Source organism: Niveispirillum irakense DSM 11586, from assembly GCF_000429645.1.
Lineage (GTDB): Bacteria > Pseudomonadota > Alphaproteobacteria > Azospirillales > Azospirillaceae > Niveispirillum > Niveispirillum irakense.
In genome coordinates, this window is the sequence record NZ_KE386933.1 from 651,489 (window position 1) to 675,647 (window position 24,159).

Here is a 24,159-nt window from a genome sequence, read left to right on the forward strand (position 1 = left end):
TTATGTCGGGAAACCATCTTCCAGATTTTGCCCGCCGTAAAAAACACCTTCGATCAGCACGGTGGTTGCCGTGATGGTGAAAGCGATGGTGGTTCGCCGTTCAAAGCCGATGATGCGCAGACCCGTTAATATATCGTCACGTCTGTGACCCCGTTCCGGAAATAGCGCCAAGCCCTCGCAATATTGGATGAGGCGGTTGAGATAATTATCAGCACGCATGTCGCCGCCTTGGGCGGAGATGTAATCATACAGTCTCTCGACCTGCCGCTCTGCCGCCGCCGTGAAAATCACAGTGCGCTGGGTCATGCCGTCCGGCGCGCCTTCAGCCTTGCTAAGACCTGATCGGCGGGAACCCCCGTCTCTGGTTCAGCCACATGCGCCATATGGCCGGTCACGACCTCCTCTTTCAGCCAGCGTTCCACGGCCGCGTCACGCTCCATAAGCGCGCGGATACCGTCCCGCATGACTTCGCTGACTGAAGCGTAAGCGCCGGATTGAATTTTCCGTTCAACCATTTCTGCCATTTCCAACGGCAGAGTGATGCTGAATTGCTGGGTGGTTCGCATCGTCATCTTTCCGTGTGATGGGATTAAATCCTATTCAATCCTATGCCAGGATCAATCCCATAATTTTCCCGTAACATTCTTTCCTCTGCGCCCTGTGCAGGGCAGAAATCGAACAAGCGGCCCCCTCAATGTCATTGACGGCAACCCGGTCCTTCCATAGCTTCAGCGGCGGGTCACATCCCCCCAACGGGATGCTACTATTCTGGAAGGAATAGCCATAATGGCTGCGCCGAAGCCGGGCAATCGCCCCGCCAATCCGCAATTCTCGTCCGGCCCCTGCGCCAAGCGCCCCGGCTGGTCGATCGACGCCTTGAAGGGCGCCCTGACGGGCCGCTCGCACCGCTCCAAGCCCGGCAAGGCCAAGCTGGAGCAGGTGATTAATCTCTCCAAAGAAATTCTGGGCATCCCCGCCGATTACCGGCTGGGCATTGTTCCCGCCTCCGACACGGGCGCCGTTGAAATGGCGCTGTGGTCGCTGCTGGGTGCCCGTGGCGTTGATATGCTGGCCTGGGAATCCTTCGGCAAGGATTGGGTCACCGACGTCGTCAAGCAGTTGAAGCTGGATGCCCGGTCCCTCACCGCCGGCTATGGCAAGCTGCCGGACCTTTCCACGGTGGATTTCTCCCGTGATGTGGTCTTCACCTGGAATGGCACCACCTCGGGTGTCCGCGTTGCCAATGGCGACTGGATCCCGGCTGACCGCGAAGGCCTGACGATCTGCGATGCCACCTCGGCCGCGTTCGCCATGGACCTGCCTTGGGACAAGCTGGATGTCGTCACCTGGTCCTGGCAAAAGGTGCTGGGCGGTGAAGCGGCGCACGGCATGCTGGCGCTCTCCCCCCGCGCTGTGGAACGGCTGCTGAGCTATACGCCGGCCTGGCCGATGCCGAAGATTTTCCGTATGGCCAGCAATGGCAAGCTGTCGGAAGGCATCTTCAAGGGTGAGACGATCAACACCCCCTCCATGATCGCCGTGGAAGATGCGCTGGATGGCCTGAACTGGGCCAAGTCCGTCGGGGGCCTGGAAGGGCTGATCGGCCGGTCGGAAGCCAATCTGAAGGCCGTTGCCGACTGGGTTGCCAAGACCGACTGGGTGGATTTCCTGGCGGAGACGGCGGATAGCCGTTCCTGCACCTCCATCTGCCTGAAGATCGTCGACCCCTGGGCGACGGAACAGCCGGCAGAAGCGCAGGCCGAGATCGCCAAGAAGCTGACTTCTCTGCTGGAGAAGGAAGGCGTGGCTTTGGATGCCGGTTCTTACCGCGATGCGCCTCCGGGTATTCGTATCTGGGGCGGCGCTACGGTTGAGAATGCCGATATCGTGGCCTTGCTGCCCTGGCTGGATTGGGCCTACGCCACCGTCAAGGCCGGCTGATCGGCTGATTTGATAAGCGACATCCCCCGCTTGGTTCCGGCCGGCGGGGGAGGGACATCGGGGCCGGAAGTCACTTCGTCGATCGCCGGCGCCCATGCCCACACTCACTGCTTATCTCTGGCCGGTCCTGCTGCTGGTCGCTTCCAACATCTTCATGACCTTTGCCTGGTACGGGCATCTGAAGTTCAAGTCGGCACCCTTGATCACGGCCATCATGGTCAGTTGGGGCATCGCCTTCTTTGAATATTGCCTTCAGGTGCCGGCCAACCGGCTGGGTCACGCGGTCTATACGGCCCCGCAGCTGAAGATGATCCAGGAGGCGATCACGCTGACCGTGTTCGCCATCTTCTCCGCTTTCTGGCTTGGCGAATCCCTGCGCTGGAACGATTGGGTCGCGTTTCTGCTGATCGCCGCCGCCGTCTTCTTTTCCGTCCATGATTGGAGCTGACCCGCTCCTCGTCTGAGATTTCGGAGTCACCCATGCCCAAGGTTCTTATTTCCGACAGCCTGAGCCCCCGCGCCGTTGAGATTTTCAAAGAGCGCGGCGTTGAGGTCGATGTGAAGGTCGGCCTGAAGCCGGATGAGCTGAAGGCCATTATCGGCGAGTATGATGGTCTGGCCATCCGCTCGGCCACCAAGGTGACCAAGGATATCCTGGCTGCCGCCACCAACCTGAAGGTCGTTGGCCGCGCCGGTATCGGTGTTGACAATGTGGACATCCCCGCCGCCACCGCCCGTGGCGTGGTGGTGATGAACACCCCGTTCGGCAATTCCATCACCACTGCCGAACATGCCATCGCCATGATGTTCGCGCTGGCCCGTGAAATCCCGGCCGCCAACGCCTCCACCCATGCCGGCAAGTGGGAAAAGAACCGCTTCATGGGCGTGGAACTGTTCGGCAAGGTGCTGGGCGTCATCGGCTGCGGCAATATCGGCGGCATCGTCGCCGACCGCGCCATCGGCCTGAAGATGAAGGTCATCGCCTTCGACCCGTTCCTGTCCCCGGAACGCGCTACCGAAATCGGCGTGGAAAAGGTGGAACTGGAAGACCTGCTGAAGCGCGCCGACTTCATCACCCTGCATACGCCGCTGACCGAGGCGACCAAGAACGTCCTGGACGCCAAGGCCCTGGCCAAGACCAAGAAGGGCGTGCGCATCATCAACTGCGCCCGTGGCGGCCTGATCGTGGAAGAGGCGCTGCAGGCAGCCATCGAAGCCGGCCATGTCGCCGGTGCCGCGCTGGACGTGTTCGCAGAGGAGCCGGCCAAGGCCCATCCTTTGTTCGGCAATGAGAAGGTGATTGCCACCCCGCACCTGGGTGCGTCCACCACCGAAGCGCAGGAAAATGTCGCCCTGCAGGTGGCCGAGCAGTTGGCCGATTATCTGGTCAGTGGCGCCGTGGTCAACGCGCTGAACATGCCGTCCGTGTCGGCGGAAGATGCGCCGAAGCTGCGCCCCTACATGAAGCTGGCCGAACAGTTGGGCGGCTTTGCCGGTCAGATCACCGAAACCGGCATCAAGGCCGTGACCATCGAGTTTGAAGGTCAGGCCGCCGAGTTGAACACCCGCCCGCTGACCGCCATCGTGCTGAAGGGCCTGCTGGGCCCGCTGATGGAATCGGTCAACATGGTCAACGCGCCGGTTATCGCCAAGGAGCGTGACATCAAGGTGAGCGAGACCAAGCGCGAAGTGGCTGGCGATTATCAGACCCTGGTGCGCGTCATCGTGCAGACCGAACAGCGCACCCGCTCTGTTGCCGGTACCCTGTTCGGCGGCGACAAGCCCCGTCTGGTGGAAATCGAGGAAGTGCCGGTCGAGGCGGAAGTCACCGACCATATGCTGTTCATCCGCAACGAGGACAAGCCGGGCTTCATCGGCAAGCTGGGCAGCACCCTGGGCGATGCTGGCGTGAATATCGCCACCTTCCACCTGGGCCGTACCGCGCCGGGCGCCAACGCCATCTGTCTGGTGTCGGTCGACCAGGCTGTGTCGGAAGAACTGCTGGGCAAGATCCAGGGCCTGCCGAGCGTGGTGCGCGTGAAGTCGCTGGATTTCTGATCCAGCTCAAGGACGGGCACCTCTTAAGGAAACTATCCTTTGGGGGTGCCCCAGCCGGAAAATCGTCACGATGCGTCCGGCGGGATTGTGCTATGAATGGGAAACCCGGGGCGATCGGGTAATGGATCGTTCAACCATTCAATCAACCCCTAAGACGCAAGGCCTTTGCAGATGAAGTACGGCAGCGAATCGAGCAATTTCTCCGGCGCCGGCAAGAGCGAGGTTTCCTCCGCCCTGCAGGAAATCAGCCGCGAACTGGAAGGTCTTCGCACCGAGATCGAGAAGGTGGGCACCGTTGCCCAGCAGATCGACGCCATCGCCAAGCAGACCAACCTGCTGGCGCTGAACGCCACGATCGAAGCCGCCCGTGCGGGTGAAGCCGGTAAGGGCTTTGCCGTCGTGGCCGGTGAGGTGAAGAACCTGTCCGGTCAGACCGCTGCCGCTACGGCTGAAATCTCTGCGGTGCTGCAGAGCCTGACCAAGCGCACCCAGCATCTGGGCCAGCTTGTCGAACGGGCAATCAGCAACGCCTGATCCGGCGTTCCAAACGCTTGACGCGCAGGGGCGGCACCAGCCACGGTGCCGCCCCTTTGCCATTTCGGGTCCCGACGCGGCCTGCCCATGATTGACGGAAACAAATCCATGTCCGACCGCCCCTTCATCATTATCGGTGCCGGTCCGGCCGGGTTGATGGCGGCGGAAACCATCGCGGCCAGCGGCAGGCCAGTGCAGATTTATGACGCGATGCCCTCGCCGGCCCGCAAGCTGCTGATTGCCGGGCGGGGGGGATTGAACATCACCCATAGCGAACCCCTCGACCGGTTCATCAGCCGCTATGGCGCGGCGCGGCCCCTGTTTGATCGGTTGGTGCGGGCCTTCACACCGGCGGACCTGCGGGCCTGGTGCCATGGTTTGGGTGTGGAGACGTTCGTTGGGTCGTCGGGGCGGGTTTTCCCCAACAGTTTCAAGGCCAGCACCCTGCTGCGGGCCTGGCTGAAGCGGCTGGAAGGGCAGGGGGTGCGCCTGTTCACCCGTCACCGCTGGACCGGCTGGGATGCGGATGGGGCATTGACCTTCGATAGTCCCGCCGGTCCGGTCCGGGTAAGCGACGCAGCCGCGACGCTGCTGGCGCTGGGCGGGGCCAGTTGGCCGCGCCTGGGCTCGGATGGCGGCTGGACATCGATTCTCAAGGAACGCGGTGTGCCGCTGGCACCGTTCCGGCCGTCCAACAGTGGCTTTGATATCGCCTGGACGCCCGGCTTTCTGGAACGGGCGGAAGGCCAGCCCTTGAAGCGAATCGCAGTCAGTTTCGCGGGGCGCACGGTGCCGGGGGAACTGGTGGTGACGCGCAGCGGGCTGGAGGGCGGGGCCCTTTACGCCCTGTCCGCCCCATTGCGTGAGGCGATTGACCGGGAAGGACAAGCCCTTCTGCATCTGGACCTGAAGCCGGACATGAATTGGGCGCAGGTGCAGAACCGTCTGGCCCGCGTACCGCCGGCGGACAGTCTGCCCAACCGCTTGCGCAAGGCGCTTTCACTCTCCCCGCCCATGGCGCCGCTGGTGCGGGAATTTGCTGGCGACGCGGATTTGAACCGGTCCACCGTGCTGGCGGGGCTGGTCAAGGCGCTGCCCGTCACCGTGACCGGCATGCGCGGGCTGGACCGCGCCATATCCAGTGCTGGCGGTATTAAGCTGGCGGCCCTGGACGAGAAACTGATGTTGGGTGACCTGCCGGGCGTCTTCGCCTGCGGGGAGATGCTGGATTGGGAGGCGCCAACCGGGGGCTATCTGCTCCAGGGCTGTTATGCCAGCGGCCGCGCGGCCGCACGGGGGGCGTTGGCCTGGACGGGCGCGTAATACCGACCGGCACGGATTGGAAGCAACGGTGCTAATCCGTGCGCAGGGCCCAAGTGACGACATGCGCCGATTACAGCGTGATGCAAAATGGCATCAGTAGTTACAAATGAGAATGCGTGTCAGTCATAAAAACTTGGCCCGTGCGACTGCCCTGGTTAATAAGAGGCACTTGCAGTTGGTTTCTAAATAAAAAAGGTACAACCATGCTTATGATGCTGTCGCCCTCCGCCCGGAGGGCGCTGTTGGCTTCGGCTGCCTGCTTTCTGGCGCCGGCCGCTTTCGCTCAGTCCGTTCCGGTTGAAAATCCCGCCAATGTCCAGGTGGCCGACCGCACTGCGGTGACGGAAGAGGTGGTGGTGACGGCGGCAGGGTTCGCCCAGAAGCTGGTCGATGCACCTGCCAGCATCACGGTCCTGAACAACAAGGACTTGCGCGAAAAGGCTTATGGCAGCCTGGCGGAAGCGCTGGTTGATGTTGAAGGCGTGGATGTCGGTGACACGGCTGGCAAGACGGGCGGCCTGAACATCTCCATGCGGGGCATGCCCAGCGATTATACGCTGGTGCTGGTCGATGGCCGGCGCCAGAACGCCGCCGGGAATGTCACGCCCAACGGCTTTGGCGAAACCTCTACCAGCTTCATGCCCCCCCTTTCCGCCATTGAGCGGATCGAGGTGGTGCGCGGGCCGATGTCCACCCTGTACGGGTCGGATGCGATGGGCGGGGTCATCAACATCATCACCCGCAAGGTGGGTGAGCGCTGGGGTGGTGCGGTCACGCTGGACACGACGCTGAACGAGAACAGCGATTTCGGCAACACCTCGCAGGCCAATTTCTACCTGAACGGCCCCCTGGTTTCGGGCCTTGCCGGGTTGGCCGTGCGTGGGTCCATCCTTAACCGGGGCAAGTCAGATCTTTCCTATACCGATGCCAGCGGCAATCCGGTGGAAGTGTCCAAGCGGGGCCCCAGCCCGGTAGAGGCACTGAACCGCACTGCTGGCGCGCGGCTGACCCTGACGCCTTCCCCCGATCATGACCTGTGGGTTGATGTCGATGGCGCCTGGCAGCGCTATGAAAACAGCGACAATCAGTTGGGCACGGTCGGCACGTCCGGCGGCTATGGCCCGGTGCAGAAGTTCGAGCGGATGCAGTACACGCTGGCCCATACCTGGCGCATCAACGGGGATTTCACCCTCGACAGCAACATCATGCGCAACCGGACGGAGACTATCGGTCGTACCCTGCCGCCGGGCACGCCGGGCAAGGTGGCCGGAGCCCCGCGTACGCTGGAAGCGGAAAACACCATCTATGACACCAAGCTGAATGCGCGGCTGGGCAATCACATCACCACTGTCGGTGGCCAGTGGTGGGATGCGGAGATGGTGGACGGCGTTGCTCCCGCGCCCTACGAGCATCGCCAATGGGCACTTTTTGCGGAGAATGAATGGCGCTTCATTCCCGATATGGCGCTGACCCTGGGTGTCCGCCACGATGATCACAGCGTCTTTGGCGGCCAGACCAGCCCGCGCGCCTATCTGGTCTGGAATGCCAGCGAGGCCTGGACCTTCAAGGGCGGTGTCAGCCGGGGTTACAAGACCCCGCGTCTGGACCAGTTGGCCGACGGGATCACCGGTTTCACCGGGCAGGGCACCATCCCTTCCATCGGCAGCCCCGGTCTGAAGCCGGAGACCAGCACCAGCACGGAAATTGCTGCCTATTTTGATGATGGCGGCTGGCTGTCAGGCAACCTGACCCTGTTCAACAACGAGTTCCAGGACAAGATCGCCAGCGGGCCGGGCCTGCCCAACTGTTCCTTTGCCGGCAATTTGAACCGGCCGGGCTGCGTTGATTATGGCAACTGGCCGCGCGTCGATCTGTTCAGCCAGAGTGTGAATGTGGACGAGGCGGTGACGCGCGGTGGCGAAGCCGCCCTGCGTGCCCGGCTGGCATCGGACCTGACCCTGTCCGCCAATTACACCTATACCTACAGTGAGCAGAAGAGCGGCGCGCAGAAGGGCCTGCCGCTGAACAACACGCCCAAGCATATGCTGAACGGTGCGCTGCGCTGGGCGACCACCGATCAGATCAGCACCTGGGTGCGCAGCGAATATCGGTCCAAGCGCTATCGCAGCGACGCGGTTTCCCGCACCGCGCTGGGCGACTTCAAGTCCTATGTCCTGTTCCATGTCGGCGGCGCTTACGAGGTGTCGGAGAACGTCACCATCAACGCCACCGTCTATAACGTGCTGGATAAGGATTTCCTGCAATATCTGCCCTATCGCAGCGGTGCCAACACCGTTTACGCCAATGAGTATAACAACAACCAACCCGGTCGCCGCCTGTGGCTGGCGGTGAATGTGACGTTCTGATGTGAAGGGCCCACTGCCGGTCAGGCGTGGGTCAGGGGAGGGGCGGGACCGCCCATCCCCGGTGCCCGAAGGTGGCAGCCATATGCGGCGGGGGTGGAGCGGTGGCGGCGATGGTGCCGCCACCATCCAGGTCCGGAAAGGCGATATGGCGGGCCAGCAGGTGCAGCGGCAGCCGCGCCGGCTGTTCCGCGCCATAAATCGGGTCGCCCAGCAGGGGCAGGCCATAATAGGCACAATGGGCGCGGATCTGGTGCATGCGGCCAGTGCGCGGATGCAGTTCCAGCCAGGAAAGGTTCCCGTCGCTGGCCAGCAGGCGCCAATCGGTCAAGGCCGGCTTGCCATCCAGATGGACCACGACTTTCGATCCGCCGGGGATGCGTACCTTCAGCAAAGGCATGTCGATGGTACCGGTTTCCTGACGCGGGCGGCCTTGCACAACCGCCCAATAGGTTTTGGCGATCCGGCCTGACAGGAAATAGGCGCCCAGCCGCGCGGCGGCATCCCCGTCGCGGGCCAGCACCAGACAACCGGCGGTATCCTTGTCCAGCCGGTGGGCCAGCCGCGGTGGTTCCGCACAATCCTCGGTCAGATGGTGCAGGTAGCGTTCCAGATGATCGGTGGCTTTGGTGCCGTAATGGACCTGCAGCCCATAAGGCTTGTTCATAATCACCACACGCGAATCCTGGTACAGCACCCGCGCCTGGATCTCGGCCGCGGAATAGGCCGGTGGATTGAGAAGGTTCATGCCGGGCGCAGCCGGCTTTCCGCCAATTCGGCAAAGGCCTGAAGGGTGGCATCCTTCCAATGGCGGGTGCGGCGCAACTCCTTCTGCGCCATATCCAGCACGGCGGTGATGAAAGCGGTCTCGCCCTCAGTCAGCGGTTCTTTGGCGGCCAGCCTCTCGGTCACGGTACGCACCAGACCCTGATCCATCAGGCCCGCCCATGTGGAAGTATCCGCCCCCAACCTTGCGCCCAGTTGTGCCAGCCGGATGGCGTGGTCCAGCCGGTGGGCGGCGTCGCTATATCCCGCCCGCACGAAGCAACCATGATGGGCATCGCGCAGCACTTCCATCACATGATCATAGAATTCAGTGAAACCGGTCCCCCAGAACAGGCTGCGCTTCAGCACATTGCGCCAGCGGGTGCAGAAATCCAGCAGCCAGTCCAGCGCCTCGAAATCGGCGATCGGCCTGTTGATGGCCCGTCCTTCGGCAGTGCATCGCTCGACCAGGACGGGATAGAGCTCCGACTCGATCCGTCGCACCATGCGGTCCAGGAAATCCCGCACCTGTCCGCCATAACGCGGATGGCTGATCACATCCAGATCGTCGAACAGGCCCAGAAGCTTGTCCAGCCGACCCAATTCCCGGTTCAGATTATCCTGGCGGGGAGGGGGAAGGGACAGGCCGGCGCGGACCACCTGACCAGTGCCCAGCACCAGACCGATTTCTTCCGTCAGCACAAAGCAGGCGCGGCCCAGATGGCGGACCAGGGCAATCAGGGTCGGTTCCTGCCAAGCCAGCGGGCCATAGGTCAATGTCAGCTGGCCAGCATCATAATCCATATCCTCATGCACCAGCACGAGGGGCAGGATCAGCGCGGCGCCGGTTGCCGGCAACCCGGCCTTGGCCAACACCCCCGTTTCCATATCCGCCAGCAGGCTGGACAGGCTGTGCGCATCGCGCGCGGCGCGCCGCATCTGCTCCATCAAGGGGATCAAAGCGGCCTGTTGCTGCAGGATGCCCAGCATCAGGCGCAGATCATCCGCCTGTAAGGCCCGCGGCTCAAAACCCAGCCGCATCCGCTTGGCTTCACCGTGACGCCAGCGGTTCATTTCCTCCAGCAGGGTGCGCAGGGGTGCCTGTGCGGACAGCAGGGCGGGCAGCGTCTTGATCGCTGCGCCCATCATCTCCGTGCGCAGGGCCTGCACGGCAGGCTGGCGGAAGACACTGCGCAAGGGCCGATTGCTGGCAAGATCGCCCAAGTCAGTATCGGCTTTTCTCGCCAGGGATTGCAGCCCGCCCTGGGCCAGCCTTACCCATAGGGCGCCGACATCCATCGGATGCAAGACACCGGTTGCACCAAATTCCGCCCGGAGCAGGTTGGTGTCATGCGTCAGAAAGGGCTGGAACAGCTCGGTGAACAGGCGGCGTGTATGCTGCCGGCGCTGGGCGTTCAGCTTGTCCGCCAGAGCACGCCGAACGGCACGACGGTCTGGCGTATCCTCCGCCAGGGCGTCCAGTTCGTCATAAAGCTTGTCTGCTTCCGCCGCCGGCAGGCGGGCAACCAGATCGTTGATTTTATTCTCAGCAGCTTTCATCGGCATCGCCGTAGACTTAGTCCCGTCCATTGGAAGGGGCGGATAGGCGATCTGTAACCTGTTTGGTCCGATAGCTCACTTGTTTATTGGCATAGTATTCAGTGCCGGCCCTGGCCGGGCCCGATTATTCGCGCAGCAGAAGCTGATCCATCATCAGATTGGCCCACCGTTTGGACCGGAAGGTGGCTTTGAAGCGCACCGGGTCATAATCTTTTTCGACCCAGGTCAGGAAATCTTCCGCCGTGCGCCCGCCGCTGGCGGCGAAGGTTTCCAGGAAATAATCCAGGATGCCTGTTTTGGCCTCCCGCAGATGGCCGTAGCGCCAGCTTAACTGCTGTTGGGCCGTTTCAAGCGGTTCCCGTTTGACCAGCAGGACGTAAAGCGCACTCATCAGTCCCACACGGTCGGCCCCGGCCTTGCAGTGCATGACGGCGGGATAGCGGATGCGGCGCCACATCTCCACCGCCGCGAAAATATCGTCCTTCCGCGGGGCATCGCGGGACCGGACGGGGAAATCAATCAGTTCAATCCCCAATCGCGCGCAATTCCGGACCTCAAAAAAATAGGAACCACAGCTTTCCCGGCGGCCGCGCAGATTGATGATCGTCCGGATACCGGCTTTCGCCATGTCTTCCACCTGGCCCGGCGTGGGCTGGGCGGCGCGCCACATTCTGTCATCCAGCGGATGCATGTTGCGATAAGCCATGCGGATGAAGGCATGGTCCTTGAAAAGCATATTGGCATAACGGCTGGAAATAGCCCACGGACAGGAGATGCTGGCCCATGCGGGCAGCAGCCGGGCAGGGGAGGCCATGCGTGGCTCTTCGTACTGCATATAAGGCCCCATCGCACCTGTTGGGGATTTGGCGGAGCCGCCCCCGGCCCCCACCCAACGGACTATTCATACGATATAGGTCTAGGCGACGGGAGGGTAAAATCGGCTCACTTTTGGTTATGTTATTTTGACAAATGATTGACGCTTTGCTCAAGAGGGGCTTGGACACCGGGCATCAATCAGGCCGCTTATCCGTTGATGCCGCCAATATCAGCCCTTGAGACCAGGGAATGCCCATGACCCAGGATACTTCTTGCCGTCCCGATACGATTCTCGCCAATGCGCTGGGGCGTCATGACGGGATGACCGGCGGCGTGGTGCCGGCGATCCATACGGCAACAACGTTCCTGCGGGCTGGTGATCTCTCCTACCCCACCGGCATGATTTATGCCCGGCCGAGCAATCCCACCTTTGATGGGGCGGAGGCGCTGCTGTCGCACCTGGAAGGGGCGGCGGAAAGCCTTTTGTTCGGGTCCGGCATGGCGGCGGCGACTGCCTTGTTCCAAACCCTGTCGCCCGGCGACCATGTGGTGGCGCCGAAGGTGATGTACTGGGCCCTGCGCCGCTGGCTCCGCCAGTTCACCGCGCAATGGAAGATCGACCTGGATCTGGTCGACATGACCGATCCCGATGCCATAGCGGCAGTCATGCGGCCAGGCCGCACCCGTATCGTCTGGATTGAGACGCCCTGCAATCCCACCTGGGAGATTACCGATATCGCCGCGATGGCCGATATTGCACACAAGGCCGGCGCCATCCTGGCCGTTGACAGCACGGCCGCCACGCCGCTGCTGACCCGGCCGATCGCGCTGGGCGCGGATATCGTCATGCATTCGGCGACCAAATATCTGAATGGCCATTCAGATGTGCTGTGCGGCACCCTGTCCTGCGCGCGGGCCGATGATTTCTGGGCCAGGATCAAGGGAGTGCGGGGCGATCTGGGGGGTATCCCTGGTCCGTTCGAGGCATGGCTGCTGTTGCGCGGCATGCGGACCCTGGCGGTGCGGGTGGAGCGGTCCTGTGCCAACGCGATGGCGGTCGCGCGGCATTTCGAGGGGCATGCCCGTATTGCCCAGGTGCTTTATCCGGGCCTGGAAAGCCATCCCCAGCACGCGCTGGCGGCCCGGCAGATGCTGGGCGGCTTTGGCGGCATGCTCTCGATCCGGGTCCAGGGTGGGGAGGCGGCTTCCATCCGCGCGGCGGCGGGATTGCGGCTGTGGACTCGCGCCACGTCACTGGGCGGGGTGGAGAGCTTGGTGGAACACCGGGCGTCGGTGGAAGGAAAGGACAGCCCGTGTCCGACCGATCTGCTGCGCCTGTCCTGCGGTATCGAAGCCGCCGCCGACCTGATTGCCGATCTGGAACAGGCGCTGGCAGGGCTGTGACACTGACGATGATGCCGGGCGGTTGCATCAAGGCCCCTTGCCTTGTGTCCGGCAGTGGCCTAGGGTCCGCTCGCCCATTGTGGAGAGGGGTCTTTTCAACCGTGGTTCGTTCCGTGTCGTCCGCCGTTGCGCGCCTGCTGCTGGCAGGTGCTGCATTCTCGATTGCCGGCACTGCTGTCGCGCAATCCAACAGCGCTCCGGCGCAACAGCAACAGCCGGCTGCCGGCGGGCTGATCCTGCCGGGCACCGTGCAATCACCACAGCAGGGGCCAAGCCCCGCTGCGGGTACCATCGGGCAGCAGCCGCAAGCCGCGCCGAGGCCGCAACAGCAGCAGGCTCCGGCCGCTGCACGGCCCCAGCAAGCGCCGGCCGCCGCACCGAGCGCTGCGGCGCCTTCGGCGGCTGCGCAGCCGTCCGCACCGTCCAAGCCCGGTGTCCTGAAGGGCCAGTGGCAGGTGGAGCCGGAAGTCTTTACTGACGGCACATTCAAGATGTGTTCCGCCGGGGCTGAATTCGATAACCGCCTGCACCTGCTGTTCCTGCGCAATCCTGCCAAGCGGACGCAGATGGTGCTGGGCATTCCCGGCGCGCAGATGCCGCCGGGCCAGCGGGCTGAAATCAACGTTTCCGTTGATGATAAGGTCAAGCGGACCCTTGGCGCCGTCGTCAGCCAGCCCAACGCCTTGGCTATCGGCCTGGGTGATGATGCTGAACTGCTGAAGGCCATTGGCAGCGGCAGTGTGCTGAAGATCGATGTGCCGGGCGATACGGCGTCCTTCCAGCTCAAGGGCACCACCAAGGCCTTGTCCGATCTGACCACTTGTGTGGATCAGGGCGTTGCCGGCACGCTGAAGCTGCCGGCCCCGCGGGAACCGGTCATCGCCCCGCCGCTGGCCAAGCTGCTGGTTGATGCCGGTCTGCAGAATGCCCGCGCCATCCCGGTGGATAAGATCCCGCCGCAGCAGCGTCCGGGTGATTATGCCTGGCAGATCGGCGACAAGGTGCTGGGTGCCGTCCGCTCCTTCCCCATCGGGGAAGCCGCCGGTGATTTCAGCAAGGTGACCGACACCTATGTCGAGCAGTTGAAGAAGAGCTGCACCGGCACCTACACGCCCAATATGGCGGCGGTGGAAAACCTGCCGGCCTATAAGCTGCGCACGGGCAGCGTCGCGTGCGACGCTGAGGGGCAGAAGATCCATGTCTCGTTGCTGATGCAGTTCATCGAACTGCCGAAGCAGCAGGGACAGGAACAGGCCGTGCGTGTCCTGAACGTCTATTCGCATGAAGCGACGGACGCGGAGAAGGCGCAGGCAGACGGCGCTACCCAGGGTCTGGCCAAGGCCCTGCGTGAAAAGGGCAAGGAGCCGTTGCCGACGCCCGGTGCGGCAGCACCCAAGGCACAGTAAGGCCAGCCGGTCGTCCTGTCTGGGACGCGATGGACGGAAAGGGGAAGGGGTGCGGATAGTGTCCGACACCCCTTTTTCTTTGCCTCTCCTGTCCTGGGGGCGGGGCTGGGGCCGCTTGCCATACGCGAACAGCCGGTTCATCCGGGTAACAACGGGGTATGATGGGCCTTGTGGCCGCCGGCACGCCCAAGATGCCGGGGCGGGAGGGTGCCCCCATGACCAAACCGTTCCTATCGCTGCTTCTGATTTTCCTTCTTGTGCCCCCGCCATCGATGGCCCTGCCGGGTGTGGAACCTGTGGCTGCCATTACCGTCACCGCAGACCCTGTCTATGCCATTCCCACCCGGCCAGATCGGGCAGGCCGTTTGCTGACCCCGGTGATGGTGGATGGGCTGGGGCCGTATCGTTTCCTGGTCGATACCGGCTGCAGCGGCACCATGGTCGGTCATCATTTGGCCGAGCGGCTGGGCCAGGGGCGCGACCGGCCGCTGGCCCCCTTCGTCCGGGTCCATGATGTGCTGGGGCCGGTGGACTTGCCGGCCGCCAGGCTGGCGCAACTGGATATCGGTCTGTTCACCGCCAGTGACATCACCGCACCGATCCTGACCATCGGCGATGCATCGGGCGCAGATGGGGTGCTGGGAACCAACAGTTTGCTGGGGCGCCGGTTGTGGGTTGATTTCCGCCGCGATCAAATCCGGATCGAACGGTCGAAACGGTCAGCCCCGTCCGGTTACGATACGGTGCGGGGCCGGCTGCATGAAGGGGGCCTGTTGATCGTGCCGGTACGGGTTGGCGGCGTCACCGTGCCAGGGCTGGTGGATACGGGGGCTGAGCGCTCCTTTTTCAATCAGGCGCTCTGGCAGCAGTTGCGGACCAATGAAAACACCAAAGCGCTGGGGGAGGTGGAACTGTTGAACCTGGCTGGCCTGTCTGCGCGCGGTCCGGTTTTCACCCTGCCGCGCCTGCGTGTCGGTCCGATCACCATCCGCGGACTCGATGCAATCCTTGTTGATGCCTATGCCTTCAACACGCTGGGCCTGTCTGAGGAACCCGCCATGGTGCTGGGCATGGACATATTGGGCCTGACAGAGGCTTTCGCGGTTGATTTCGGGCAAGCCGAATTACATTTACGGCTACGACAGCACTGACGTGACAATTTATTGTCCTGCCTCGGATTTTGCCGTGCAACCCGGCAGGATTTTCCGTGTTTCCACAGTCACAGTTTTCCCTGATCGACTGTGGAGCATGAAGATTGTTGCATGGCGACATGACTCCCTAACCCCGGTCGTTTAAGCTGGTCACATTGCTCATGGTGTGGACCCGTGCGTAGAATCGTCGCCGCCCTTCTGTGCCTGACCTGCCTTGCCTCCGCCGGCCGCGCGGCGGAAACAAGTAGCGATTCGGCCCCGGCGACTGGCGATGTCTATATGCAGAGCCTTTCAGGCCGGGCCATCGGCGGCACTGCCCTGGACAATTTCAGCACTGGCGGCGATTCGGCCCTGACGGGCCTTTCGACATTGGGCAGCCCCTCCATGGGGGCGGCGGTCGGCTGGCAACCGATGGAAAGCCTGCGCCTGGAACTGGAATATGCCTCGCGTGGAAAGGACCGGGCCATGTTGCCGCCATCGGTCGATGTGGCCGGCACCGGTTCCGTCAGCCTGATGGCCAACGCCCTGTTCGATGTGAAGGTGACGGATTGGCTGACACCCTATGTCGGTTTCGGCGTTGGCTGGACCCGACAGGAGGCGGACCGTGTCAATGCCACTTTCTCCAGCGATGTCCGGGGAGAGGTCTTTGCCTATCAGGGGATCATCGGGCTGAGCGTGCCTTTCACCAGCCGGCTTTCCTTCTTTGCTGATGGCCGCTATCTGCGGACGGGTGATTTCGCCGCCGCCGCGGCGGATGAATTTGCCGCCCATAGCAATGTTCAGACCTGGAGCGCTTTGGCCGGTATCAGGTTCACGTTCGGCAAATAAGCAGGCGTTCTCGAGTGGCTTCTGCTGGTCGGCGGCCTGGACGCGCAGAAATTCACTCTTCCTTTTTCGGTCGGCCGCCAAGGCCGCGGCCCTTCAGGATAGCGGCGCTGCCTAGTTTGGCGCGCACCGTATCAATAGCGCGCTCCACCTTTGCGCGACGTTCCTGGTCTGGGTCGGCCAGGTCCGGCGGATCGGCGTCGCGCGCATCCACAAGATTATCGCAGCCGATCCCCAGCAGGCGGAAAGGTCTGCCATCGGCCTCCCGCGCCAGCAGGTCGCGCCCATGGCGGAAGATGCGGTCGGCCAGGACCGTGGGGGTGGATAAACGTTGTGACCGGCTGATCAGTTTGAAATCCGCCGTCTTCAGTTTCAGGACCACGGTATGGCCCGCCAGATCGGCTTCCTTCAACCGCCGGGAGACGGTTTCCGCCAGGGGCCACAGCGCCTTTTCCAAGGCATCGCGCGCGGCGATATCCTCGTTAAAGGTGGTTTCCGCCGAGATGCTTTTGGTCGGGCTGTTCGGCGTGACGATGCGATCATCCTCCCCGCGGGAGAATTTGGCCAGCCGCAGCCCGATACTGCCATAGCGGGCGACCAGTTGCTTCACCTCCATCTCCCGCAACTGGCCAATGGTGCGGATGCCGTCAGCCTCCAGCTTTTGCTGCAAGGCCCGCCCTACGCCCCAGATCATGCCAACCGGGCGGGGCCCCAGGAAGGACAGGGCCTCTGCCTGGCCGATGACGGCAAACCCGCGCGGCTTGTCCAGATCGCTGGCCACCTTGGCGAGAAATTTATTGTAGCTCAGCCCGATGGAGGCCGTGATCCCCACCTCCTGCTCAATCCGGCGTACCAGCAGGGCCAATGTGCGCGCCGGACTGCCGCCATGCAGAAGGGCAGTGCCGGACAGGTCCAGAAACGCCTCGTCGATGGAAAGCGGCTCCACCAGGGGCGTGGTCTCCTCCATCATCCGCCTTACGCGATGTCCCACCTCGGCATAGCGGCGCATGTCGGGCTTGATCACCACAGCCTGGGGGCAGAGCTTCAAAGCCTTGAACATCGGCATGGCGGAACGCACGCCATAAAGCCGCGCGACATAACAGCAGGCCGATACCACGCCGCGTTTGCCGCCGCCCACAATGACCGGCTGGTCCGCCAGTTCCGGCCGGTCGCATTTCTCCACGCTGGCATAAAAGGCATCGCAGTCGATATGGGCGACGCTGAGCCGGTGCAACTCGGCATGCGCGATCATGCGCACCGACCGACAGGCACGGCAGCGGCGTGCCGGCACCTGCATCGTGCCGCAATCGCGGCACAAAGCGGTGTTTTCAGCATCGAAAGGATCAGGAGAAGGGGCTATGGGCACGGTATGGTAACGGATGGTTAACGGTTGGGCCGGGATAATCCTTTTTCGTAAAGATAACTTTCCCTACCCTTTCCCCCTGGCCTGCCGGTAGAAAAACCATCGTCGAATGCCGGGAATTGGAGCGGTTCTGATGGATATGGACATGGCCGACGGCATAGAAGGTGGCCCCCTGACCGCAATTGAGGGCGCGCCGCGCGCGCCTTGCGTGCTGATCGTGGAGGATAACGAGCTTAACATGAAGCTCTTCCATGATCTGCTGGAAGCCCATGGCTATGATACGATCCAGACCCGCGACGGCATGGATGCGCTGCGGTTGGCGCGCAAGCACCGGCCAGATCTGATTCTCATGGATATACAGCTTCCAGAGGTATCAGGCCTTGAGGTTACCAAGTGGTTGAAGGAAGATGACGAATTGCGGGCGATCCCCGTTGTCGCTGTCACGGCTTTCGCCATGAAGGGTGATGAGGAAAAAATTCGTGAGGGCGGGTGCGAAGATTATATTGCCAAGCCGATTTCGGTGGCAAAATTCCTGCAAACGGTACAACGGTTCATTTGACAGGCCCGTATGACGGGCTGCCAGAAATAGGAAACCATGTCGGCTCGGGTTCTTGTTGTCGATGACGTGCTGCCCAACGTGAAACTCCTCGCGGCCAAGCTGACGCGGGAATATTTCGACGTGGTGACGGCCAATAGCGGCCCAGAGGCGCTGGAGCGCGTCAAAGCGCAACAACCCGATATCATCCTGCTGGATGTGATGATGCCCGGCATGGATGGTTTTGAGGTGTGTGAGCGGATTCGCTCCGATCCCGCAACCATGCATATCCCTGTCGTCATGGTGACCGCGCTTTCCGATGTCAGTGATCGTGTCCGCGGGCTGGAGGCGGGGGCCGACGATTTCCTGACCAAGCCGGTCAATGACGTGGCTCTGTTCGCCCGTGTCCGGTCGCTGGTCCGACTGAAGATGATGATGGATGAGTGGCGGCTGCGCGAAAGCACATCCGGTCAGCTTGGCATGCTGGTATCCACCGACTCGGTCCAGACGCAGACCTCTGAAGGGGCCCGCGTTCTGGTGGTGGAGGATAGCAGCATCGATCTCGACAAGATCGGGGAGACCTTGTCGCGGGACCGCGACCATGTCGTCGCTGCCGATAATTGTGCCGCCGGGCTGGAACTGGCGCTGGGGCAGGAATTTGAGCTGATCATCGTCAGTCTTACCCTGATGCGCGAGGATGGGTTGCGCCTCTGCTCCCAGTTGCGCAGCCATGAGCAGACGCGCCAGATCCCCATCCTGCTGCTGGCGGATGAAACGGACATGGACCGTGTCGCCAAGGGGCTGGAACTGGGCGCCAATGATTATCTGATCAAGCCCATCGACCGTAATGAGCTGCTGGCCCGTGCCCGCACCCAGGTCCGCCGCAAGCGCTATCAGGACCGGCTGCGCGCCAATTATGAGCAGAGCCTGTCCATGGCGCTGACGGACAGCCTGACCGGGCTGTTCAACCGCCGCTATCTTTCCGCCCATCTGCCGCGCCTGCTGGATCGCAGCGGCGGCAACGCCAAGCCCGTGGCGACCTTGCTGTTCGATATCGACCATTTCAAAGTGGTCAATGACAGTTGGGGCCATGGTGTCGGTGACGAGGTGTTGAAGGAAGTCGCCACCCGCGCCAGCCGCAATCTGCGCAATTTCGACCTTGTCGCCCGGCTGGGGGGCGAGGAATTTGTTGTGATCATGCCGGATACCGATCTGGCCCAGGCCATGATGGTGGCGGAACGGTTGCGCCGCCGGATCGGGAACGAGCCCTTCACCGTCAACGCCCCGGTCGGTAATATCAGTGTTACCATCTCCATCGGTGTGGCGGTGGCCGATGGCAGCCCCACCGATGATGGCAAGCCAGAAAGCGGGGAGCAGTTGCTGCGCCGCGCCGATACCGCGCTTTACAAGGCCAAACGGGCCGGCCGCAACCGTGTGGTGGCGGATGGCGAGGAACCGTGAGTTCTGCTGACCGGTCTTTTGTCGGTGACCGGCAATCATGGGCCGGTCGCGCTGTTTGTTGGTGACCACCTGCCCGGGTGGTGACGGGTCCACAAAAATCACGGGGCGTAATGCTTGAAGAAATCCTGCTGTTCATGGCCATCGGTTTCGCCGCCCAGATGGTGGATGGCGCAATCGGCATGGCCTATGGGGTCACTGCCAGCAGTGTTATGATGTCCATGGGGGTACCGCCATCAACCGCCAGCGCATCGGTCCATGTGGCGGAGATGTTCACTACCGGTGCGTCCGGATTCGCCCATTGGCGTGCCCGTAATATCCGGCCGGAACTGGTGTGGCGGCTGGCCCTGCCCGGTATGCTGGGGGGCGCGTTGGGCGCCTATCTGCTGACCGAGATCGACGGCCACATCATCCAGCCTTTCATTTCGATTTATCTGTTGGCGATTGGTGGCCTGATTCTCTGGAAGGCGCTGCATCCGCGCCTGCCGCGTCCGGATATGGCCCCCAACCGGGTGCGGGCGCTGGGCGTGACTGGCGGCTTTCTGGATGCGATTGGCGGCGGCGGCTGGGGGCCCATGGTGGCCAGCACCCTGATTGGTGCCGGTACCACCCCCCGCTATGCCATCGGCTCCACCAATCTGGCGGAATTTTTCGTCACCCTCACCATCTCCGCCACCTTCGTGGCGACCATCGGCCTTCATCTCTGGCCGGCGATCTTAGGCCTTGTGCTGGGTGGAGTGATCGCCGCGCCTTTTGCTGCCATGGTGACACAGCGCCTGCCGGACAAGCCGATGATGATCCTGGTGGCCGTCATCATCATGTTGCTCAGCCTGCGCAATCTGGTAGAGGCGCTGGACAAGATGATGGGGTGAGGGCACGTCCGCGAACATTGGCTGCGTGGGGTTCAAGCCACCCATAAAAAACCCCGCCGGCGGTGCTGGCGGGGTTTTTATGGGGCGTGCCGGCAAGGTCAGTCGTAATCCGGAATGTCCGGCATCTGGCTGACATCGGGCGCCCCATCCCGGATCCAGCCATCACGGCGCTGGCGGTAGAGGGAGCGCATGGAGGCGTAATAGTCGAAGCTGTTGCGCTTGATATCGTCCAGCGCATCGATGTAGCTGGCGCGTGTATCCACCGCATAAAGGCCGGCGCGGGTATAGCTGATCCAGTCACGGTCGGTATTGCTGGCATAGTTCGATACTGGATCGGCAAAGAACTCACCCGCCGTACCGAAGGCATCGCGCACGGAGGAGGAGCCAAGAACCGGCAACACCAGATAAGGCCCTTCCGGCAGGCCCCAGACGGCCAGCGTCTGGTCCAGGCTCTCATATTCGTACGGAATGCCGTTTTCCGCCGCGACATCCACCAGCCCGACGATACCAACCGTGCTGTTGATGACGAAGCGCTTGATCACATCCCCAGCGCCCTTGGTATCCCCCTGCAGAAGCTGGTTGGTGAAGTCCAGCGGCGAGCGGAGATTGCGCAGCACATTGCGGATACCGGTCTGGGCCGGATCGGGCAGGACAGCGCGGTAAACCTCTGCCGCCGGGCGCAGCAGAATATAATCGACCCCTTCATTGAACCAGAAGATGCCGCGATTGAACGGCTCCAGCGGGTCATTGGCGGAATCGGCCTGGCGTTGAGCCTGGGCTATCTGGTTGTCTGTGCTTTGGGCGTGCGATACGACCGGCGCAGACGTTGCCAGCACAGCCGCCAGCAATGCGGCAAGGCCGCTGCGGCGCAGCGCGGTGTCTGTCAAGGGGCGGGCCATGGGGTGCCTTCAGCAATAGGACGTGTCAGGGGAGTTTAACCATGCGTGATGCGACGGTTAAACCAACAATTAGGTCAGGTACGGGCGCCGCAAAGTGATAGTAGTCACAGTCGGTAATGCCAGTGCGATGGTTGCAAACGTTCCATGTCCCCAAGGATGGCCTAGCCCTTGGCCGCGTCGGCTGCTACATGGGGCGCTATTGTTCGCCGCTTATGCCCGGCGGTCCCTTTTTTGAACTGCATGCGGAATGACCGCCCCTGACCCCGAGGCCGGTGTGACGAAGCCGGCAAATCGATTCGGCTGGTTTGCCGACGACAAGATGCGCCGCCTGTTCGGCAATGCCGGCATTCTGCTGGGCGGCAAGACGGTGAATGCCATTGCCGGTCTGGCTGGGCTGGCGATTGCTGCCCGCGCGCTGGGTGTTGAACAGTTTGGCGTGCTGGTATTGATCCACACATTCACCCAGGCCATTGGTGAGATCGCCAAGTTCCAGTCCTGGCAGGCGGTGCTGCGCTATGGCACGCCGGCCCTGGCCGAGGGACGCAAGGGTGATTTTCAGCGTCTGCTGCGCTTCACCATCTTTCTGGATGGCGGCAGTGCCGTGGTCGGCATGTTCCTGTCGGTGCTGGTGGCCTGGGTGGCCGGCCCGCATTTCGACTGGCCAGCGGACCAGATGCCCGCGGCGCTGATCTATGTCACCTCTGTCCTGTTCATGGTGCAGGCGACGCCCACCGGCGTGCTGCGCCTGATCGACCGATTCGACATCCAATCCATACAAAGCACGCTGGGCGCCATCATCCGGATGGTGGGCGGTGGCATTGTCTGGGCCGTGGGTGGCGGGATGGTCGGTTTCCTGATCGCCTGGTATGTCGCCACGGCCGTAGCCGGCATCTATCTGGTCTGGGCTGGCTGGCGGGAACTGGGCAAGCGCGGCCTGCTGGACGGGTTTACCTGGCGTGGCGATGGCGGCTCCCTGACGCGGGGCTTCGATGATATCTGGCGATTCGTCTGGTCTACCAACCTCTCTTCCACCCTGGAACTGGCCTATACCCATGTTGGCACGCTGGCCGTGGGCTGGATGCTGGGGCCGAAGGATGCGGCCCTGTTCCGCATCGCCCGCCAGTTGGGCGAAGCGCTGGCCAAGCCGGCCAAGCTGCTGATCCCGGCGATATATCCGGAACTGGCGCGCATGACGGCGGCGGGGGAGCATAAGGCCATGCATGCGCTGGTGATGCGGTCCGCCACCCTGGCAGGCGCCGGTGCCATGCTGGCGCTGGTCATCTGCTGGGTGCTGGGGGAATTCGCCCTGCGGGTCATTATCGGGCCGGAATTTGTCGATGCTTTCCCGGTCATGATGTGGCTGGTGGCGGCGGCGGTGCTGGGCATCTGGTCCTTCCCGCTGGAGCCGGTGCTGGTATCGGGCGGGGAGGCGCATACGGCGCTGAAGGTCCGGATATGGACCACCATCGCCTATATGCCGGTGCTGCTGTTCTGCATCGACCAATATGGGCTGATCGGGGCGGGCTGGGCGCGCATGTTCTCCGCCTTCCTGGTACTGGTGGCTTTTCTGGTTCCTGTGCTGCGCTGGTTCCGCCAGCGCATGGATAATAAGACGGGGGGCTGATGCGGGTCGGGTTCCTTTACATCACCCAGTTCCACCAGATCCTGCACAGCCTGCCGACGGCGCTGGAGCTTTCCATCCTGCGGCCCGATTTCAAGGTGGAGATCTGGGGTGCCACGGCCGGGCATCTGGAATTCATCCAGCGGCTGGTGCCGCTTTATCCGGGCGCCAAGGTGGAATATCACCTTCTGCGCCAGCCCTGGCCAATGCGGCTTTATCAGCGTTACGCCATCCAGAATGTCCCGCCCAAGGTGGTGACCCTGTTCCATAACCGGCGCCGATTGAATGAGTTGGATGCGCTGGTGGTGCCGGACAAGACCAGCCTGATCCTGCGCCGCATGGGCTGTACCCACCCGCTGTTCATCAATACCGAACATGGGGCTGGCGACCGGGACGTGACCTTCGACCCCCGCGTCGCCCAGTTCGATTTCAACCTGTTGCCTAGCCCCAAGACAGCGGCACGCCTGCTGGCCGATGGCTATCTGAAGCCGGGCCAGTATGCCGTCGGCGCCTATGCCAAGTTCGACATTGTGCGCCGGATGCATGCGGGGCGGCCGCCGCTTTTCGCCAATGGCCGACCGACCGTGCTGTACAATCCGCATTTTCTGCAGCGCCTGTCCTCCTGGCACCGCTGGGGATGTGACGTGCTGCGGGCCTTTGCGGCGCAGGATCGGTATAATCTGGTCTTCGCGCCCCATGTCCGGCTGTTTGATCCTCCCACGCCGGCCAAGCTGGCGGATTTCCAGTCCTTCGCCGAGGTGCCGCACCTGATGATCGATCTGGGGAGCGAGCGGAGCGTGGATATGAGCTACACGCTGGGCGCCGATCTCTACCTTGGTGATGTCAGCAGTCAGGTCTATGAATTCCTGATGCAGCCGCGCCCTTGCCTGTTTCTCAACGCCCATGGGGTGAATTGGCACCCGGACAGTTGCTATGCCTTCTGGAAATTGGGGCCTGTGCTGGATGGAGTGGCGGGGTTGATGGCAGGGGTGGATGAGGCCTTTGCCCGCCATGGCGATTTTCTGCCCATTCAGCGGCAGGCGCTGGCCGCCAATTTCGATCTCTCAATCGCCGATCCGGGCCGCCACAATGCCGCCTTGTTGGCCGATTATCTGCTGTCCCGTAAGTGACATGGCTCTTTAACGGGGCGCTTAGACGCGCTGGCGCATTGCCCCGAACCTGTCCGTCTGGTATGAGCGCGCATCATTGTGGCGTTGAAGCCGCGATGCGGCTGCCTGCGCGCGCCTCGGAACAGCTTTCATTCT

At 62.6% G+C, this 24,159-nt stretch carries 22 protein-coding genes; 15 read left to right on the forward strand and 7 right to left on the reverse strand.

Annotated elements, in window-relative coordinates; all coding sequences use genetic code 11:
* Both G473_RS0117080 and G473_RS0117085 read right to left on the reverse strand, forming a co-directional pair.
* Positions 1-306, reverse strand: coding sequence for a type II toxin-antitoxin system RelE/ParE family toxin (locus G473_RS0117080; protein WP_029014110.1), 306 nt, complete (start codon positions 304-306; stop codon positions 1-3).
* A complete protein-coding gene (locus G473_RS0117085) occupies positions 303-572 on the reverse strand; it encodes a type II toxin-antitoxin system ParD family antitoxin (RefSeq protein ID WP_245580088.1) in 270 nt (89 codons plus the stop codon). Before G473_RS0117085 ends, G473_RS0117080 begins: the two co-directional genes overlap by 4 nt.
* Before the next feature lie 214 nt (positions 573-786).
* Between G473_RS0117085 and G473_RS0117090 the strand changes: the two genes are divergently transcribed.
* The 6 genes from G473_RS0117090 (at position 787) to G473_RS0117115 (ending at position 8,222) form a co-directional block, all read left to right on the forward strand.
* Positions 787-1,941 (forward strand): phosphoserine transaminase, encoded by a 1,155-nt coding sequence (locus G473_RS0117090; protein ID WP_035707585.1) that lies wholly within the window; start codon positions 787-789, stop codon positions 1,939-1,941.
* Positions 1,942-2,035: 94 nt separating this feature from the next.
* Positions 2,036-2,389 (forward strand): DMT family protein, encoded by a 354-nt coding sequence (locus G473_RS0117095; RefSeq protein WP_029014113.1) that lies wholly within the window; start codon positions 2,036-2,038, stop codon positions 2,387-2,389.
* A gap of 32 nt (positions 2,390-2,421) precedes the next feature.
* Positions 2,422-3,999, forward strand: a complete 1,578-nt coding sequence (gene serA, locus G473_RS0117100) for a phosphoglycerate dehydrogenase (protein ID WP_029014114.1) — start codon at positions 2,422-2,424, stop codon at positions 3,997-3,999.
* Positions 4,000-4,170: 171 nt separating this feature from the next.
* On the forward strand, positions 4,171-4,533 hold the full coding sequence (locus tag G473_RS31100; protein ID WP_029014115.1) for a methyl-accepting chemotaxis protein: 363 nt from the start codon (positions 4,171-4,173) through the stop codon (positions 4,531-4,533).
* 108 nt (positions 4,534-4,641) lie between these two features.
* Positions 4,642-5,856 (forward strand): BaiN/RdsA family NAD(P)/FAD-dependent oxidoreductase, encoded by a 1,215-nt coding sequence (locus tag G473_RS0117110; RefSeq protein ID WP_029014116.1) that lies wholly within the window; start codon positions 4,642-4,644, stop codon positions 5,854-5,856.
* 242 nt (positions 5,857-6,098) lie between these two features.
* Complete coding sequence (locus tag G473_RS0117115; protein ID WP_210163343.1) at positions 6,099-8,222, forward strand: TonB-dependent receptor domain-containing protein; 2,124 nt, start codon at positions 6,099-6,101, stop codon at positions 8,220-8,222.
* 31 nt (positions 8,223-8,253) lie between these two features.
* On the opposite strand, the gene G473_RS0117120 is transcribed toward G473_RS0117115, so the two are convergent.
* From G473_RS0117120 to G473_RS0117130, 3 genes are all read right to left on the reverse strand, one after another.
* Positions 8,254-8,967, reverse strand: a complete 714-nt coding sequence (locus G473_RS0117120; protein WP_035707590.1) for an RluA family pseudouridine synthase — start codon at positions 8,965-8,967, stop codon at positions 8,254-8,256.
* The gene (locus G473_RS0117125; protein WP_154667446.1) at positions 8,964-10,544 is read right to left on the reverse strand and encodes a hypothetical protein; all 1,581 of its coding nucleotides are present in this window, start codon (positions 10,542-10,544) and stop codon (positions 8,964-8,966) included. Before G473_RS0117125 ends, G473_RS0117120 begins: the two co-directional genes overlap by 4 nt.
* 124 nt (positions 10,545-10,668) lie before the next feature.
* Positions 10,669-11,358: a fused DSP-PTPase phosphatase/NAD kinase-like protein gene (locus tag G473_RS0117130; protein WP_245580089.1), complete on the reverse strand. Its 690-nt coding sequence runs from the start codon at positions 11,356-11,358 to the stop codon at positions 10,669-10,671.
* Between the two features lie 257 nt (positions 11,359-11,615).
* Between G473_RS0117130 and G473_RS0117135 the strand changes: the two genes are divergently transcribed.
* The 4 genes from G473_RS0117135 (at position 11,616) to G473_RS0117150 (ending at position 16,149) form a co-directional block, all read left to right on the forward strand.
* The gene (locus G473_RS0117135; protein WP_035708053.1) at positions 11,616-12,764 is read left to right on the forward strand and encodes a trans-sulfuration enzyme family protein; all 1,149 of its coding nucleotides are present in this window, start codon (positions 11,616-11,618) and stop codon (positions 12,762-12,764) included.
* Between the two features lie 113 nt (positions 12,765-12,877).
* Positions 12,878-14,170: a hypothetical protein gene (locus tag G473_RS0117140; RefSeq protein WP_029014122.1), complete on the forward strand. Its 1,293-nt coding sequence runs from the start codon at positions 12,878-12,880 to the stop codon at positions 14,168-14,170.
* A 215-nt stretch (positions 14,171-14,385) separates the two neighbouring features.
* Positions 14,386-15,321 (forward strand): retropepsin-like aspartic protease, encoded by a 936-nt coding sequence (locus G473_RS0117145; protein ID WP_161631002.1) that lies wholly within the window; start codon positions 14,386-14,388, stop codon positions 15,319-15,321.
* A gap of 174 nt (positions 15,322-15,495) precedes the next feature.
* The gene (locus tag G473_RS0117150; protein ID WP_029014124.1) at positions 15,496-16,149 is read left to right on the forward strand and encodes an outer membrane protein; all 654 of its coding nucleotides are present in this window, start codon (positions 15,496-15,498) and stop codon (positions 16,147-16,149) included.
* Positions 16,150-16,201: 52 nt separating this feature from the next.
* Here the strand turns inward: G473_RS0117150 and G473_RS27460 are convergent, their stop codons facing one another.
* Entirely contained in the window at positions 16,202-17,512 is a 1,311-nt protein-coding gene (locus G473_RS27460) for a DNA polymerase IV (protein WP_342665668.1), read from the reverse strand.
* 136 nt (positions 17,513-17,648) lie between these two features.
* Here G473_RS27460 and G473_RS0117160 point away from each other — a divergent pair, with 136 nt between their 5' ends.
* The 3 genes from G473_RS0117160 (at position 17,649) to G473_RS0117170 (ending at position 20,374) form a co-directional block, all read left to right on the forward strand.
* Entirely contained in the window at positions 17,649-18,068 is a 420-nt protein-coding gene (locus tag G473_RS0117160) for a response regulator (protein ID WP_425411584.1), read from the forward strand.
* Positions 18,069-18,104: 36 nt separating this feature from the next.
* The gene (locus G473_RS0117165; protein WP_029014126.1) at positions 18,105-19,505 is read left to right on the forward strand and encodes a PleD family two-component system response regulator; all 1,401 of its coding nucleotides are present in this window, start codon (positions 18,105-18,107) and stop codon (positions 19,503-19,505) included.
* 110 nt (positions 19,506-19,615) lie between these two features.
* Positions 19,616-20,374 carry a sulfite exporter TauE/SafE family protein gene (locus G473_RS0117170; protein WP_029014127.1) on the forward strand — a complete coding sequence of 253 codons (759 nt, stop codon included), beginning with the start codon at positions 19,616-19,618 and terminating at the stop codon, positions 20,372-20,374.
* 98 nt (positions 20,375-20,472) lie between these two features.
* Here G473_RS0117170 and G473_RS27465 read toward each other — a convergent pair whose 3' ends face one another.
* Complete coding sequence (locus tag G473_RS27465; RefSeq protein ID WP_084438253.1) at positions 20,473-21,273, reverse strand: MlaA family lipoprotein; 801 nt, start codon at positions 21,271-21,273, stop codon at positions 20,473-20,475.
* Positions 21,274-21,520: 247 nt separating this feature from the next.
* Between G473_RS27465 and G473_RS27470 the strand changes: the two genes are divergently transcribed.
* Together G473_RS27470 and G473_RS0117185 are read left to right on the forward strand one after the other, a co-directional pair.
* Positions 21,521-22,897: a lipopolysaccharide biosynthesis protein gene (locus tag G473_RS27470; RefSeq protein ID WP_051330374.1), complete on the forward strand. Its 1,377-nt coding sequence runs from the start codon at positions 21,521-21,523 to the stop codon at positions 22,895-22,897.
* Entirely contained in the window at positions 22,897-24,024 is a 1,128-nt protein-coding gene (locus G473_RS0117185) for a hypothetical protein (RefSeq protein WP_029014128.1), read from the forward strand. The genes G473_RS27470 and G473_RS0117185 overlap by 1 nt, the downstream gene beginning before the upstream one ends.
* Positions 24,025-24,159: the final 135 nt, after the last annotated feature.

Coding starts and splice junctions, on each gene's coding strand:
- G473_RS27470 (WP_051330374.1), top strand. CDS start 21,521: ATGACCGCCCCTGACCCCGAGGCCGGTGTGACGAAGCCGGCAAATCGA.
- G473_RS0117120 (WP_035707590.1), bottom strand. CDS start 8,967: ATGAACCTTCTCAATCCACCGGCCTATTCCGCGGCCGAGATCCAGGCG.
- G473_RS27465 (WP_084438253.1), bottom strand. CDS start 21,273: ATGGCCCGCCCCTTGACAGACACCGCGCTGCGCCGCAGCGGCCTTGCC.
- G473_RS0117185 (WP_029014128.1), top strand. CDS start 22,897: ATGCGGGTCGGGTTCCTTTACATCACCCAGTTCCACCAGATCCTGCAC.
- G473_RS0117090 (WP_035707585.1), top strand. CDS start 787: ATGGCTGCGCCGAAGCCGGGCAATCGCCCCGCCAATCCGCAATTCTCG.
- serA (WP_029014114.1), top strand. CDS start 2,422: ATGCCCAAGGTTCTTATTTCCGACAGCCTGAGCCCCCGCGCCGTTGAG.
- G473_RS0117110 (WP_029014116.1), top strand. CDS start 4,642: ATGTCCGACCGCCCCTTCATCATTATCGGTGCCGGTCCGGCCGGGTTG.
- G473_RS0117165 (WP_029014126.1), top strand. CDS start 18,105: ATGTCGGCTCGGGTTCTTGTTGTCGATGACGTGCTGCCCAACGTGAAA.
- G473_RS0117130 (WP_245580089.1), bottom strand. CDS start 11,358: ATGGCCTCCCCTGCCCGGCTGCTGCCCGCATGGGCCAGCATCTCCTGT.
- G473_RS0117170 (WP_029014127.1), top strand. CDS start 19,616: ATGCTTGAAGAAATCCTGCTGTTCATGGCCATCGGTTTCGCCGCCCAG.
- G473_RS0117145 (WP_161631002.1), top strand. CDS start 14,386: ATGACCAAACCGTTCCTATCGCTGCTTCTGATTTTCCTTCTTGTGCCC.
- G473_RS0117080 (WP_029014110.1), bottom strand. CDS start 306: ATGACCCAGCGCACTGTGATTTTCACGGCGGCGGCAGAGCGGCAGGTC.
- G473_RS0117095 (WP_029014113.1), top strand. CDS start 2,036: ATGCCCACACTCACTGCTTATCTCTGGCCGGTCCTGCTGCTGGTCGCT.
- G473_RS0117085 (WP_245580088.1), bottom strand. CDS start 572: ATGACGATGCGAACCACCCAGCAATTCAGCATCACTCTGCCGTTGGAA.
- G473_RS31100 (WP_029014115.1), top strand. CDS start 4,171: ATGAAGTACGGCAGCGAATCGAGCAATTTCTCCGGCGCCGGCAAGAGC.
- G473_RS0117160 (WP_425411584.1), top strand. CDS start 17,649: ATGGACATGGCCGACGGCATAGAAGGTGGCCCCCTGACCGCAATTGAG.
- G473_RS0117135 (WP_035708053.1), top strand. CDS start 11,616: ATGACCCAGGATACTTCTTGCCGTCCCGATACGATTCTCGCCAATGCG.
- G473_RS0117125 (WP_154667446.1), bottom strand. CDS start 10,544: ATGAAAGCTGCTGAGAATAAAATCAACGATCTGGTTGCCCGCCTGCCG.